The organism is Cytophaga hutchinsonii ATCC 33406 (genome assembly GCF_000014145.1).
GTDB classification, from domain to species: Bacteria; Bacteroidota; Bacteroidia; order Cytophagales; family Cytophagaceae; genus Cytophaga; species Cytophaga hutchinsonii.
In genome coordinates, this window is the sequence record NC_008255.1 from 3,378,223 (window position 1) to 3,394,647 (window position 16,425).

At 29.2% G+C, this 16,425-nt stretch carries 11 protein-coding genes; 5 read left to right on the top strand and 6 right to left on the bottom strand.

The annotated features are described in order from the left end of the window. Nucleotides 1-112 precede the first annotated feature (112 nt). From CHU_RS14325 to CHU_RS14335, 3 genes are read right to left on the bottom strand one after another with little or no spacing between them, the layout of a single operon-like run. On the bottom strand, nt 113-448 hold the full coding sequence (locus CHU_RS14325) for a hypothetical protein (protein WP_011586304.1): 336 nt from the start codon (nt 446-448) through the stop codon (nt 113-115). Next, nucleotides 445-816, bottom strand: a complete 372-nt coding sequence (locus tag CHU_RS14330) for a hypothetical protein (protein WP_011586305.1) — start codon at nt 814-816, stop codon at nt 445-447. Before CHU_RS14330 ends, CHU_RS14325 begins: the two co-directional genes overlap by 4 nt. Then, entirely contained in the window at nt 813-1,220 is a 408-nt protein-coding gene (locus CHU_RS14335; protein WP_011586306.1) for a hypothetical protein, read from the bottom strand. The genes CHU_RS14330 and CHU_RS14335 overlap by 4 nt, the downstream gene beginning before the upstream one ends. 449 nt (nt 1,221-1,669) lie before the next feature. Between CHU_RS14335 and CHU_RS14340 the strand changes: the two genes are divergently transcribed. The 4 genes from CHU_RS14340 (at nt 1,670) to CHU_RS14355 (ending at nt 12,856) form a co-directional block, all read left to right on the top strand. Continuing rightward, nucleotides 1,670-3,721 carry an argonaute/piwi family protein gene (locus CHU_RS14340; protein ID WP_011586307.1) on the top strand — a complete coding sequence of 684 codons (2,052 nt, stop codon included), beginning with the start codon at nt 1,670-1,672 and terminating at the stop codon, nt 3,719-3,721. 1 nt (nt 3,722) lies between these two features. Continuing rightward, nucleotides 3,723-4,775, top strand: a complete 1,053-nt coding sequence (locus CHU_RS18975) for a hypothetical protein (RefSeq protein ID WP_011586308.1) — start codon at nt 3,723-3,725, stop codon at nt 4,773-4,775. 115 nt (nt 4,776-4,890) lie between these two features. Beyond that, on the top strand, nt 4,891-10,557 hold the full coding sequence (locus CHU_RS14350) for an ATP-binding protein (RefSeq protein ID WP_011586309.1): 5,667 nt from the start codon (nt 4,891-4,893) through the stop codon (nt 10,555-10,557). Beyond that, entirely contained in the window at nt 10,550-12,856 is a 2,307-nt protein-coding gene (locus tag CHU_RS14355) for a DUF4365 domain-containing protein (RefSeq protein ID WP_011586310.1), read from the top strand. The genes CHU_RS14350 and CHU_RS14355 overlap by 8 nt, the downstream gene beginning before the upstream one ends. 26 nt (nt 12,857-12,882) lie before the next feature. On the opposite strand, the gene CHU_RS14360 is transcribed toward CHU_RS14355, so the two are convergent. Continuing rightward, nucleotides 12,883-14,043 (bottom strand): hypothetical protein, encoded by a 1,161-nt coding sequence (locus CHU_RS14360; RefSeq protein ID WP_143144003.1) that lies wholly within the window; start codon nt 14,041-14,043, stop codon nt 12,883-12,885. 417 nt (nt 14,044-14,460) lie between these two features. On the opposite strand from CHU_RS14360, the gene CHU_RS14365 reads away from it, so the two are divergent. Next, on the top strand, nt 14,461-15,114 hold the full coding sequence (locus tag CHU_RS14365; RefSeq protein ID WP_011586312.1) for a recombinase family protein: 654 nt from the start codon (nt 14,461-14,463) through the stop codon (nt 15,112-15,114). Between the two features lie 9 nt (nt 15,115-15,123). Here CHU_RS14365 and CHU_RS14370 read toward each other — a convergent pair whose 3' ends face one another. Then, nucleotides 15,124-15,552 carry a hypothetical protein gene (locus tag CHU_RS14370; protein ID WP_011586313.1) on the bottom strand — a complete coding sequence of 143 codons (429 nt, stop codon included), beginning with the start codon at nt 15,550-15,552 and terminating at the stop codon, nt 15,124-15,126. Between the two features lie 35 nt (nt 15,553-15,587). Continuing rightward, a complete protein-coding gene (locus tag CHU_RS14375; RefSeq protein ID WP_011586314.1) occupies nt 15,588-16,418 on the bottom strand; it encodes an SUMF1/EgtB/PvdO family nonheme iron enzyme in 831 nt (276 codons plus the stop codon). Between the last annotated feature and the right edge of the window lie 7 nt (nt 16,419-16,425).

The window sequence follows — 16,425 nt, forward strand, 5'->3', positions numbered from 1 at the left end:
TTTTTATTTGGAGTATCCTGTGGAGTTGCACCACAGAATAAAGAACTGTCAATACTCTTTATAGTTAAAAATTAGACTGATATTAATCAATCTTAATTATACGATTGGATATTTATATCCGTAAAAATTGTGTAGGATGAGATAATTTATAATCAACTGAAATTGGTTTATAAACATCCTCACGATGCCCCCTATAGCCTTTTGTATAATCTTTCACTCTAGCATTAAACTGAATCTTATCTCCTAAGCTACATCCCAGTGTATTGTATCCTTTGGTTAAATTAATCCAAAGGTGGTCCGTCAGTTCATTGCCCTCTGCATCTTTAATATTTGTTAAAAGGACAGTTGGTAAATCGTTACCTTTATAAGCTTTCTTTGTACCATAACGAGAAACAGTTGCTACAACCGTTATACGTTCATTTTTTATTTTTTTTAACTTTTCTCTCATTTATTCTTATCTCCTACTAACAAATATTCTTTATATCTACCATTTTCATTTTCAACCAAAATAGAGCCATTAAGCAAACTAAATTTATTTATACTTTTAATTGCTTTTTCATGTGTCTTTTCATCTGTCAACTTTTTCTTATTTAACACATTTTGAACAGCCATAACTGCTGTCATCTCTTTATCAACGAGTATAAAATAACAATACTCATCTAGCCAATTTTCGCTTGCATACTTAATTGCTTCATCTATCAACCCGACAAAAATATATCGAACCTGAACTTTGTCTTTCTTATTTAAGTAATATATTTCACAATGGTTATCAGAAATTACGTTATTACGTAAACTTTTTTTTACTTGTGTATTCATATCTTGTTCTGTTTTATATTGTATTCAGCTAAAAGTGTTTCAATTTTTTTCTTTCTGAAAAAATGTGGTTGTTTTAATTTTAATATGGATAATATTTTCAATCTTAACTCATCAACTGAATTAATTGAAAGTTCTGTACACCCATATTCACAAACTGTCCACTCATTATTTATTTTATTTATTGATAGTGTTACTTCAACAATTTTATCAGAACAAATTATAGAAAAATATCTCCTATAATTTGTTCTACATTCTACAACTTCATACTTGTCAGCATAAGTCAAAAAGAATTGCGTAAACGTCAACAAAATTTCTTTTTTCATATCTAATTCCATTTTGCTATACCCTTTCATTAATTTAATTTGACTGATTTTGTGATTCCCAATATTTTTATTTTTTGACATACCAATTCTTTAAACTTTACATTATTTTTCCATTCCCCTTTCAGGTAGCTTTAAAATAAAACAAAGGTCATGCAGCCTATTACGAATTAAGGTAATAGTGGCAAAGATTGAGAACAGTTATAACGCTGCATAGTTAAGCTATGCACAATCGTTACCGACCTTGTTAATTATAATTTGTAGCTTGTTTGAGCCCCACAGGCTCTATGAAGTCTCAGGGAGTTGAACCCCGATAAAAATACCGATTGACACACAAATGTATATAAAAAAATTTTATTATGCAAATATATTGACATATCCTACTAATTTGTGTATTTTTTACAATAATATATATAACTGATAATCAAAATATTAAATAAATAATTCACTAAAAAAATCTTTTTGCCTGTTTATAACATCTTAAATTTTAGGAATATATACAGTATCAAAATCAGTAATTTTACTAAATAACTTTGACTGATTTAGCTATGACAGGTCTGTTTGTAAATTTTTTCGAATGTAAATTAAGTAAGAGCAAATTCAATATTTATGAGATGCCTTATGTGTCTTACAATACGAAAGAAAAATATACAGCTCTAAGAAAAGAGAACCCCGATTACAAGTTTTACAAAGTAGCCAATACCATCTACTATTGGAGTATTACGGCATTGCCTTCTACAACGCTTACAGGGAAGAGCATTACGGTTAATACCGCAGAACATCCAAAGGTTATAAGTAAAATAATAGAAGAATCTATCTTAGCTTTTTTCAGAACCAATTACTCTGCTGTTTATAAAAAACAACAATGCCATTATTGGGACATCGTTTCAAACAAAGAACTTCTCAATCCTTCTATAAAAGGATTAAGTGTAAAGAACCAAACACATTTCAATACCTACTTCTTTCGTACAGGAGAGAATATCAGTTATGGATTTCTACTCTCAACAAGCTTGAGGTTAAATATCACATACACAAGACAAGATTTTGAAAAAAATAATATTGCTCATAACGACCTGTTAGGCAAAGACAATATAGTATTTGCGAACACAAAAGCATTGAAGAGACTACTTTCTGCTACAGGACAACAAGAGAACTATGATTCACAAGTTGCCAAGTTAAATGCTAATTCAGAAAGTTTTAAACTTATATCTGCTACCTATGAATGGCTAAATAATAACCGCTCTAAAATATTCCTTCCTGATAATAATTCTATAGCATCAATCTCCAAGAAGTATTTGCCTTTAGAAAACAATAAGATTTATTCCGAAAAACTTAATTCCCCTACTCGCTATTATTTTGGAGGAACAACATGCCCAATGACTGAAGTAGATGTGAGAGGTAATAAAACATTCATATCCTATGATGAACAGGTTAAGCGAAAGAAGCCTTATAGTTATGGAGGTTTCAGTGGAGAAGAAGTATTAATATCCATTCTATGTCCGAAGACCTATGAAGGAATACTCGAAGGATTTTGGAACAAACTTGAGGCTACTCTAAAAGGGAAACTTCACTTAGAAAAGCTTAGATTCAACAAAATTGTATTAAGCGGAACAGCAGTTGAGAACTATGAATCGGAATTCTATAATCAGGATTTATTGAAATCCCATTTAGCAATTGTAATTGTTGATGAGCACCATAAAACACTTCCTGTAAAGAAATCTCCTTATCACACTTGTAAAGCAAAACTCATAGGAAGTGGCATACCTACCCAAGATATCCAGGTCGTCAATCTGAAAAATGCCAATCAATTTACGATTAATAATATTGCATTAAACATTTATGCTAAGATTGGTGGTACTGCTTGGACAATAGAGAAGGAAGACAAAAGGATGGAGGAGCTTGTCATTGGAGTTGGTTCTTCCTTGAGCAGTGATGGTAAATTAGTATTAGGAATAGCGCAGATATTCCATTCTGATGGTCGCTATTTAGTAGGTGATTGTACTCCATTATCTACTTTTGACAATTACGCAAAAAACTTAGAAGATTATCTATATTCAGCTATTAGTAATGAGATAGATAGAAGTCTTAATAAAACGAAAGAGTTCAGGTTGATTTTTCATTTGTTTAAATCAGCGAGCTTTCAATATGAAATTAAGGCGGTTGAAAATTTGATGAAACGATTTTCCGATACCGATTTGACGTTTAAATATGCTTTTGTTCATCTTGCATACGGGCACAATTTTAGAATGTTCAACAATGACGGAAATAAAGATGTAGACAAAGGAACATTAGTTCATATCTCGTCTCACTGTAAGCTTCTTCATTTCACTGCATCAAGCAGTATCCCATTAGAGATATTAATAGACGGACGTTCTACCTTTGTTGACCCATATTATCTATCAAAGCAAGTGTATTGGTTTTCTCATCTTTCTCATAGAACTTTTACTCCATCAAAGAAAACGGTTACCATATTGTATCCTGCCTTGATGTCAAGATTAATGGAGAAACTCAAGGAAATAGAAGATTGGGATACTAAGCGTCCTGCAAAGGACAGTAAAATAATTAATACACTTTGGTTTATTTAGAATGCTAACAGATTTACTCAAACACGCTAAAGATATAGAAAAGAGTTTATTCGAAACTCCATCACTACAGCAATATGCTTTCTATTACATTTTTAACAGAGATAAATTAAATACTTTATCCGTAGATGAGTTAAGTGGTGATGAGGAAATACTTTCTGCCAAAGGGTATAAAAGCATATCTCCAATCGAAGATGAATTAAAGATTATCAAAAGACAACCTTTAAAGAAGGGCATACATTATACGTCAGATTGTATAAAGCTTGTCGGCATTCATCTTGCTTCACAAGAAAGTATTGAAGATAAAATTGATGATAAATTCAATAATGGGTCTTTAAAAGAAAAGTATTTCATCTCAAAGGCTCTACCCTCTTATAAGAAAAAGCTGTCCGACTTCCTTAGGGAGTCTACAGATACGGATGAGTATCACAAAGTAATCGACTTTGTAATTAATGAGATTACATCAGATGATACTGAAGACAGTATTTTTTCCATTATCCGTAAAGATGCAGATGCCATTGACCTTTTACTTATCAATGATTATATCATGGCAAGAGGTCTTGATAGAACGAAATATCTCAATATATCAGCGAAGACTCTCATTATTCAAATTCTAAACAATTTTAGCAATGCTATCAAGAAAATAACGGTTCACCGCTATAATAGCAGGGCAGGAATTGAAATAAAGGATGAGTATGATGTTCAGGATGTATTGCACACCATGCTTATTGGCATATTTCCTGATTTAAAGCCTGAAGAGCAGGTACAGCGTACAGGAGCAAAAAATACCCGTGTCGATTTTGCCTTAGATTCAGAAGGTATATTGATAGAGGCAAAAATGATAAGCGACAATTACAAAGATGAAAAGGAATTTATAGAACAGCTTAAAAAGGATATTGAGTCCTATTTTGTTTACCCTAATTTGAAAGATGTTATTTTCTTTGTCTATGCTCCTGATTCTTCAAAGATAAAGAATGTCAACAATTTTTATTCCCTTAATGGTCAACGCTCAAATACGGGCAAATCATTTGAAGTAACTGTTATTGTAAATCCATAAATTTCTTCTGCCTTTCACCTATTTATATTAAAAAGACATGACATTTCAGATTAATTTATAAACACTATTGAATCATATATTTTAATACAACCCTAAATTATAACAAATTTTTAAAATGTCACTCTCAAGTTTAAACTCAGCACATCAGGGATACGAGTATCAAGATTTGTTAGTCGCTTACTTCATATTAAAAGAAATAATTGAAGAACGAGACAGCAGCTTTTTTATTGATAAGAAAGAATACGATGGAGATACATTTGATGATTTAACTATTGAAAATAACAATGGTTTTTTCAAAAAGCAAGTTAAATACAGTAATAGTTCTAACTCTCATACTTTTGAAAAGAAAGACTTATCTTCTGCAGCATATCAAATAGCCCTTGACAAACTATTTTTTTCATGGAATAGTCATCCAAATAAGAGTAACTGCTTTTTGAGATTGTGTTTAGCTTGGAATGAACCTATAGATGACCTTACCAAAATTCTAAAAGAAGCAACAGAGGAAAAATCTTTTTCCAATTATAATACTAAGCTATTTCAAATTGACATTGAAGAGTTTTGGCCTTTAAATGGTAACCCTAAATCATCATGGAAGAGGTTTAACACTCAATCCCCAAATATTAATCGAGCTGATTTTAATTCCTTCTTAAATAACTTTACAATAGAATTAGAATGTCCTAAATCAAGTTCAGATTTTTATAGTGCAGGTGAATTAGAGAAGTTAGTTCTAAACTACGTATCACAATTAGGAATAGGCATTTTCCCAAATGAAAATAAAACTAAAGAAGAGTTTGCATTAGCACTTATAGCCTTAGTACGGAAATTTCGAGGAACAGGCAAAAATATAACCATATCGTATATTTTTGATTATTTCTCCATAAAGACTGATTACGGGTCAATCAGGCAAATATTTCCTATCAACTATTCACAAAATATTGAACCAAATAATTTTTGTAAATATATTTTAAACAAATTAGAGCAACATTCTAAGGTTATATTAACAGGAGAACCAGGAAGTGGTAAATCATGGTTTATTGAGAATTTCAAGAAATATTTAGAAGAGGAAAGTATAAATGTAATTCGTCATTTATGTTATACAGATTTAGATGATATACATCAAAAAGACAGAATAAAGCTTGATGTATTTTACGGCAACTTAATTAATGACATTTTAGATTGTTTCGGTGAATTAAAGCATAAAAAAGAAAAAAGGTATGCAAGTACATTAAGTGAACTCAACAACCTCCTTTCCAATATCACAGAGAAAACCATCTTAATAGTTGATGGCATTGACCATATTGAGCGCATATTTCAATTCAAAAGTTATCCTGATATATCGAAAGTAGATATTGACATTATCAATAAGATAAATGAACTGAAAGTATCAGAACACGTTAAAATTTTAATTTCTTCTCAACCAATTTCTGATTTGGGATTAATTAAAGGTTTTGTTTCAGAAACCATGCCTAAGTGGGAACAACTCGAAGTTGAATCGTATATGTCCAAGCTCCAATTGCAAGATACAGCATTGGAAGAAAATTATTCATTATCAAAATTTCTTTTTGATAAAAGTAAAGGAAGCCCTCTTTACTTAAAGTATTTGACTAATGAAGTAAAAAGGCTTAGTAGTTATAGCAAAGAAGAGTTAAATCAACTACCTGAATATTCTAATAATCTAAAGGATTATTATTGCTACTTAATGTCAAAATTAAATCTGAGTGCAAAACTTCCAAGGATATTATCAGGTGTAAGTTTTAGTTTGACTAAAATTGAATTACAGGAAATAACAGGTGATGGCAATTATATAGACAAATCGTTAGTAGACTTAGAACCTGTTCTCAAGCTTAATGTATCACAAAACGGTTATATAATATATCATGAAAGCTTTAGAAGATTTATAGTAGAGAACCTTTTATCAGAAGGAGTTGACATCAGTTCAAATATATTCAAACCAATAATTGAATGGTTTGACAAAAAAGGGTTTTACGAATACTCAAAATCTTTCCGATTTTATTTTCAGTTTCTCTATGAATTAAATGATGTTGAAACCATATCAAAATACATTTCAAAGGATTTTATTTCTAAGTCAGTATCGTTTGGACATTCATGGAAATCAATCTCAAACAATTATAAATATCTGTTAAAATCTGCACTACAACAAAAAGATTTTCCTAAAATAATTTTATTGAATGAACTTAATAAAACATTAAGCACTACGGGGGATATTCTCGACTCACATTATGAAACTTATTTAGATGCTTTAGGTCATTTAAGGAGCTTTAAATACGTATCAGAACATTTAAGTTTTGATGGAGCACCTACCCTACCTTTACAACAAGGATTAGCAGCTTGCTACTTATGTCACTCAAATGGCACATCTTCTCCTTGGGAGGTTTACATTGATTTCTTTAAAGAAGGAGAATCTATTGAAGTAGAATTATTTGGCTACTATATAAGATATTTATTGATATGTGAAGATGAAAAAGAGATTCTCAAAATTGCGTCTCAGTTACAATCAGATAATCTATCAAGCTATTGCATTATTTTTCGTAAAGAGATAAATAGCTTTAGCAGCAACGATTTCATTTCTAAGATAAAAGCTGAAAGTAAAGATGTAAATGATATTTTAAATTCGAAAAATAAAATAGCTCAATCAGGAGACTTTGCACTTCTAATAGACCAAATAAAAAAATTCAGATATGTACACAATACTGAACTACAAACGCTCAATACTTTTTTTCATACAGTATTAACTAATAAGAATAATGATACCTTAATCAATTATATAAGTGACTCTCTTAAAAATTTAGGGTGGTTTTATGATTGGATAATATTTTCTTCTAAAATTAAAATAGCTAAAACTAACAATGAAATAAGCTTCAATGAGCTAAAAGATATCTTTTTAATATTAAAACGTGAAACCTCTCCATTTAAAGGCCAGGTTAGAACATGTGATTTACATATTCTTGAAAAGGAAATATACTTTTCTATCCAAGAAGGTCTAATTTTATTAAAGAAAGAAAATGAATGGTCTTGCATAATTGACATATTGATTGACGTTAGTAATAATACAACTACTTTTTATAGAAAAGAACTTAGCGGCCCTCTTGATACTAATAGATTATTTCAACTATTATCAGAAAATACCAATAGTGAAAACATTAATAAAATTACAGATACATTTGAAGCCATTATAAAAGAAAAGCAAGAATATTACCTTCATTCATATATAGCTGATTATTATTTTCAATTATCAAAAATATATTCTTTAAAAAAGGAAATAGATACCGCTCTCCAAAAATTTGAAAAAGGAATAGAATACCTATTGGGATATACCTCTTGGAAAGATTCAAGTGTAGACGATTTAACAGAATCAATAGTAGATATATATAAAATTGATAATGCATTAGGTAATGAATACATAAAAAAATTAAAAATATTAATAGATTCAATATCTAATCATACTACAGGTAAGGGAACTAGTCATTTTCCTGTTACGTGGTATGATAGATTTTTAGAAATTAACCCTTATGATAGTGCTTTATATCTTCTTAACTCTTTAGTTACACCTATTATTGATTGGAGATTAGAAGATTCGTTACAAAGCTTACTAATATCAGAGGAAAACAACGATAACATTAACCCCCTAATTAAATTATTTATTGCACAAACTTTTCCAATAGAAACATCTGAATCATATCTCTTAAATTGTATAGAAATTGCCCGTAAGTCTAAAGAATTAAATTTTGAATTAGCAAAAAATTTTATCGCAATAACTTCCAATAAAATTAATCAAAAATCTACGGAAGAATATTCAATTATTTTTTTAGATGCGCTTAAATCAGTATTTGAAGAATTTGATTTAAGTAGTGATTTTAAAAATATAAAGGTCAGGGAAAGTAATAAGCATTTTGCTAAAGATATTGATACTAATTTTGACTTTAAAAAAGACATAATAGCAAGGAAAGAATTCTCTGAAATGCCTATAGAAGAATTAACTGACTTCATTTCGGAAAATGAACTGACTATAAAAGAAGTAAATTCTCTATTATATCATTTTGATTCAATTAATGTTGAACCAAATCACTTTAAACAACTTGTACAATCATTTTTCTCTCAGACCCACCTTTACAAGTCTAACGCATTTGATGTTGGAATTCTATTTGAGAAGCCTAATGATATGTCTATTTATTATTGGACAGCGAGGTATGTATATAATTTTAATGGAAGTTATTCTTCATTATCAGACATTGAAGCCATTAAAAAAGCTTATAATCTTGGAAAAGAAAAAAGCTTAGAGTTTTTATGTGAACTTCTTTCGGACAAGTTAAATATTCAGTACAGAAATGCCCTATCAGCTAATCTTTTAAAGGGTCTAATAGAAGTAGGGTTTGACTCAGATAAAATAAAAGAAGCTTGGTTGAATGCCTTTAATACTATTGACTATAGATTACCCTCGAAAGATGAATTTGATTGGGTTAAAGGATTAGAAAATGAATTAAACCTAAATATCGAAGAGATATTTATCTGTATTCTTTTTTGTCGTTTTAAAGCAGCAACAACTGAACGTACCCATGCTACTTTATCAGCTATATGGTATTTACTCTCTTGTTATCCTGATAAAATGATAAAACCATTAAAATGGTTTATTAAAAACAGAGATAATTTTCTTGAAGCAAATCTACTTTTGGTTATAGAATTACTGTATGAATATGATAAACAGGATTCGAATTACAAAAAACATTTCGTTACAGAAATAGAGAAAATATATCCAACAAACTACTTGTTGATTGATATGATTATTGAAAAATTACATGGTAAAAGTAAACGGACTTTTCTTGTAAATTCTAATACAATTATATATCCATCTACTTTAATTAAAGAAGAATTTTTATTTTTCTTAAAACTCAATTTTAGAAACTATAGTATTTATAAAGCAGGAATAAACCTAAGCAATTTATTTGAAAAGTATAGGGCTACTTTTAGGAATAAGTATGAAGACGTTCTTGAACTGTACTCTAACCGAGTATATAAAAAAATGGCTTCTCACATCCATTCTTCTAATTATTTTTTAGAGTTAGTCAATAAAGACTTATATAGGGATATTTACAAATTTAAAGGGGAAGATATTATTGTAGAAGATTTAAAAGTAAACACATCCAAACTTATAGCACAATTCTTATCAAGAACAAGTAGACCTGTTAAATTGCCCTTACCATCCACTTTAGAAAAAGATTTTATATCATTGACAGTAACTGATAATCAAGAATGGATAAGAATCGGCTATTATGAAAGTGAATTATTAGAAAAAAGTCATGGAGAGCTTCAAGAATATAAAGTGTATGGAGGCATTAACTTTGCTAAAGAATTAAGTAATTCTATTCCTTTAACAATATCTGATTTGGATGGTAATGAGTATATAAAAGAAGAAAATGAATCGCTAACCAGCATTATACTTCAACATGACCCATTGGAAGAATATAAAATATTGTGGCTTAGCGAGGACTTATTCGAGTTTCTTGAGTTGAAAATTTGTGATATAATTGAAGGATTATTTGCAAGAAATTCCACGAATGATGTGGTCTTAAAGTACAATTATTGGAGTTCGGATTACATAAATTTAGGATACAGTGATAGTATTGAATGCGAAATACCTAAACACGAGGGAGCAGAGTTATTAATCCGAGCGGATTATTTTAAAAAAATTTGTGAATTGTATGAGAATATTCCTCACTACATAACATATAGAATATCTCCTAAAGACACAGATAATTATGAGTAACAACAACGTTGAAATTCCAAAATCTCACTATAAAGAATGGCAATCTAAAAGAAATTTTGAAGAACTAATTGAACCATGGTACATGCCCTTCAATTGGGCTGTTAGAGACTATGGCATTGATGGACAAGTTGAAATTACAAGGCCAATTAATGATTCCGATAGTTTTAGACCTGATAGTAAATTCTTCTTTGTACAACTAAAATCTACCGACGATGTAAAAATCATTAAGGATTCTGTTTCGTTTTCAATTCCTGTTAAAAAAATTATTCAGTGGTATAGTTCAAACTTGCCTGTTATGCTTGCGTTGAATGATTTTTCAACTCAAAAATTTTATATGTTATGGATTGATATAACTCTAATTAACAAATTAGACTCTACTAATGAAAATTGGGTAAACCAAAAAAGTATAACATTAAAAATTCCAGTGACAAATGTTCTTACAAAAGAATCATTAGAAAACATTCGTCAATATGTCCTAAGTTGGAAAACAACATCCCGAAAAATAATTCAACCAGGAATATACTTTGAACTAAAAGACCGTTGTAAAGAATTATTGAAACTGTATTCAACTATATCTACTCCATTTAATTTTGAATCTATCAGCAACGATATTGATTCCTTTAACATACAAATAGAACAAGCTATATATAAAATTGCAATAACAGGACAATCTCGAGTAGGAAAAAGCTCTTTAATTAACGCATTACTAAAAAGGAAAGATGTATCTCCGACAGGTTTTTTCCAAACTACAGGAGTTCCAATACAAGTTCTTCCTAATAAAGAAGATTTAGTCAAGATTATATATAGAAATGGAAAGATAATTACGGAAAAATTCTCTTTTAATGTAATTGAAGAACACGCCTCTCAAGATAAAAATGAAGATAATAAGAAAGCAGTAGCCATTGTCGCAATACATTTAGCTAACAGACAACTTGAAAGAGGGGTATCGTTTTTTGATATACCGGGATTTAATGACCCTAATGAAGATATATACAACTATGCTTGGAATACAGCTACTAAAGCAAATGCTATAATTTATGTTATAGACGCCTCATCAGCAGAACATGGAGGCTTTATTTTTTCTAGTGAATACAAAAAACATTTGTTAGGATTAGGACAATCCTTGGATAAAATTTTTCTTGTATTTAATAAAATAAATGCTTTATCAAATGACAAATTAGAACTCCTTAAAGAAAGAATAATAAAGGACTTGAAAAAGTATGATTTGTATTCTAAAGTGTCAGAAAAAATATATTATCTAAGTGCAGAAGAGAGTTTAAATGTGAGACTACAAAAATCTAAAGGAACAGATACTGTCCAAAAACTTGAAGATGATATATGGAATTATTTACTAAATGAAAACAAATATGGTTTAGCTAACTTAATTTCAATTAACCAAGACATATATAAATCTTCATCTGATTTTGTTAGTTTACTTAATACAAGACTTGTTGATAATGAAAAAAGAATAATTCTTGAAAAAGCATTATTGGTAGTTAAAAATAAACTTCCTGAGCTAAAAAATATTTATACAGTTAAAGAAAATGAAATCAGAAAAAGTATTTTTCAATCATTAACTATACGAAAAAATAATATTTTAACAACTCTTGAAAATTACTTGCGAAAAATTTCAATTGATAAAGAATTACCTAATACAGGCCATATTAAAAATTATCTATCGCAAGGAGGGCACAAGACTCTTGAAGACACTAATTTAGAATATGCACATCAAGTAAATATACTAAAAGAGTTAATTGACAATTGGGTTGAAGACAATCTTAAACAAGTAAGAGAAATCGTTCAAAGCAATTCAGAACAAAAAATTGTTGATTTTTCAGGAATTGAAAACCTAGAAATGCCCTCAATTGATTTATCGTCGTCTTTTGGGGTTGGATTTATCGCAGGTGTTGTTGGCTTCGTAATTAATCCAGGAGCAGCCGTTGCTGCCGCTTTTGCTGCTTTTTTCAGTAATCTAATACTATCAGCAGAAGATAGAAGAGCCAAGAGAATTAGTAAAGTCATACAAGAATCAAAAAAACGCTATGATGAGTTATTTCAAAAAATAGAAGAAGGTTACAATGAGCTAATCACTGAACATTCAGCGATTATTTCTAAGTATGCTAATAACAAAATTAACTCTTATTTTAAAGATATAAATTGTCAAATTAACAAATTAGATAATCCTATTACTGATAGTGAGATGAAATTGTATGATACTGCATTTAGGAATATAGAAAATCTAAATAAAGAAACCATTAAAACATCCGAAGAATTAAAATCTTGGTATTCTTCATTGTGATTTAGAAAACTCAATAATATTTTTGTTTATTTTATATTTGCGTTTAATCCAAAATTATGAAACGATGAAATTACTTCTGCTCGGACTACATTATAAAATTCATTGGTACAATAGATAGCATCATGTATCGTGATGAATTCATTTACTTCTAAATCAATTAAATTTTTGGCAACATTTGAAATCATTACTTCGCTCTCTAACCTTTGCAGTTCAATAGACAAATCCTTGTAATTCTTTTCTTTATAAAAAGAAATTATCTTGGAAACGGTTGGGAACAATGAATCAAATATTTTTCTGAATTTGTATAGTCTGTTTTCCGTAGAGAAAAAAACCTTAGCAAAAAATTCCTTTTTAAATTCGGGTGTTTTTTTAACTCCAAATTGTTCCGATAAATAGTCGTACAATCTACCTGTTTCACATAGTTGTATGTAATAATCAATATCAGTAGAAGATTCAGGAAGATAGGCATTCGTATATTCTCTAATCATCTTGCAAAACAATAATGGTTGAGCATTTGAAACATCCACTTCTAATAAAGGCTTACCATTTATCAAAATATATTTCCTTAATTCTCTTTTCAGATTTGAAATAGAATGAAATACCCTTAATGTAGATTTAAAATCAACAGAGAAATTAATTATTCCATCACGAATATTATTAATTCTCGTTAGATTAAATGACTTCTTCTTATCATCTAAGTCTAATGACTTCAATTCTTTTATTGCACCTTGATAATCAATACTAACATTGAACAGTATATCTCTTAATTTTCCATATACTCCTGTATATTCTTGTCGCTCCTTTAATTTTATTTCAACAGGTTCGATTGAATGTTTAACTTCATGCCAACCTTGATTTAAATATTTGTCATTTATTTTATAGTAAACTGTCCGAGTGTATTTTCCTTTATTAATATCACTTGTACCTGTAACATTGAAGTTAATGATTCCTAATTTCTTTAAATCATTTCTAACTACATATAATGAATCATCTGACTTACCTTTTATTTTAACTCTTCCCATAACTTCATTAACATGGGTTTGAGAGAAAGTGAAATATCTTTTGTTCGGAATCAAAATTGTTTGATACAAAATTTTTGTAATCAAGTAATCATACTTCCATATATGATTTTTTACGTAGGTATTTGTATGGTTTAATTCATTTTTCAATAGATATTCTAAATTCAAATTGTTAATTCTGTATAATCTCATGCTCTATATATTTTTATTTATAGAGCAGAAATCATTTAAGTTTAGTATTTAATAATTTTATATCTATATGACTATGTCATATAGATATAAGGCTTAATAGCTATTACCTAATTATACTTTTAATCCATTTTTTATTAAAATTTTCCGTCATTAAATAATTTAAATTTTATATCCATTTATTGGTCACCTTTTTATTTCTCAGTTGTAAACAACTTTTTAATTCATATAGGATATAATTTCAAAAAGAATAGCAAATATTGTTTTACTAAAATCCCTGTCTGCCATTAGAAAAATTAACATAAATACTGAAGGTCAATATAGTACGACTTTTTACCTGATGCGTCTTTAATATGTGAGTGACTTAGAATAATCATTAGTAAAAAAAATACAGGCATGAATAGATTAGTAATCTTAGCGAGGGTATCAACGAGTAAACAAGACACAGAACGTCAGTTGAGTGATTTAAATGAAGTTTGCACAAGAAATCAATACGATTTAGTAAATACTTTTACTGAAACAGTAAGCGGTAAATATGGCATTACAGAGCGGACAACTCTTCAAGCCATTATTAAAATGGCAGAGTTGAAGCAATTTGATAAGCTTCTTGTATCAGAGGTTTCTCGTATTGGTAGGAAGACGAGTGAAGTTTTAAAATTCATCGAGATTTTAACTGAAAGAAAAATTTCGATTTATATTCACAATTATGGATTGGAAACATTAGATAGAAATTTGAATCAAAATCCATTAATCGGCATGATGATAAATTTTCTATCTTCCTTTTCCGATATGGAGCGAACACTAACTATCAGCCGTGTCAAAAGTGGTCTAGAAGAAGCTCGTAGACGTAACGTAATACTTGGCAGACCCAAGAACAGCACTAAAGATATAGATATCTTTATCGATGAGAATAAAAGGCTTTTCGAACTTATTAAAAAACAGTTAACAATTAGAGAAATAGCGAGACTTACATACAAGTCTACCACAACTGTTGTAAAAGCGATTAAACTTTATAAGTTGCATCCTGAAAAGTTTTTATCGGCAACTTAACAGCTTGATTTACTTCTTCACAGAATAAATTGAATCATAAGATTTAACCTTATATTCAAGAGCTTTTAAGTTTTTCAATTTATTATTAGTCTCATCTATTCTACGAAGTAAGAGGTCGAGATAACAAACTTCATCTTTTGGTTCTATTATTCGTATAAAGTCAATTTGTAATGTTTTCATGTTATAATCTTCAGATGCTAAATCAGGCAAAAAGACATTAGCATAAATACTTTGTATTCCCCTGAAATCATCACATGATAGCAGGAATAATTGTATCGGGACTTCAATGTCAACGATTTTACATACAATATTTGATTTAGAATTAAATGGAATATAGTAAAGCAGTACATCGTAATACTCTTCATCAACTTTTAAATGAAGTATTCTAATTTCTTCATTCAGAAATCCATTGATTAACTCTTTTTGTGTTATAAACATAGATTTTAAAGCTATATATTAAAACACCAATTATATTATTTCATTACCACAACATATCTGAATCCAATCTTTGCTGATGGCTTATCCCAAATATCATTTGACGTAATTAACGATTTATCGAAAGTACAATAAGAAGGATTGGAGAGCCTATTACAATAACCTAATTCACCTGAAAAATTATTACCAACAGGTACAATTAAAGAGTCTACATATACCCATTCTGAAACATTTCCCAGCAAGTTCACAATTTTGTTCTTATAATAGGCATTTATAGGGCATAGATGCACATATCCATCTTGAATACCTGATAGATTTTCATTAAACATATTGTTAAAAAACGTTTTACTTAAATCGAAATGATTCAAGTCCGTCCATTGGTTATCGTCATTATTATTTGCTTGAATAAACATTGAGTTACCGTTTTGCTCAAATTCAACATTAATCGTTTGATGATACAATGCTGAATAGTGTTCATTAATATTAGGCAATCTAATTTCTTTAATTTCTCCTTTTATTTTACCTGAAGCGAACAACCATTTACAGTACTGCTCCGCCTGTTTTGAAGAAATTCCTACGGCAGGGTATTTATTAAATTTTAAAGAGAAGTACTCCTTAGAAAATCCATACGGTATAATTTGTGTTCCAAATACTGATGTATCTTTAAACACAGTTGTATCAGGTAATAATTCAGTTTGATAGTTATTATCTTTTAAAAATTTGTAATACTCTTCTATAGAAACCTCAAAATTATATATGTATGTTTTTTCTCTAACTTTTGTAAAATCAGTTAAAACAATATTATTTCTTGCGTTAATAAATAACAACAAAATAATAGCTAACACGGTCAATAAATATTTTTTCTTCATAATACAA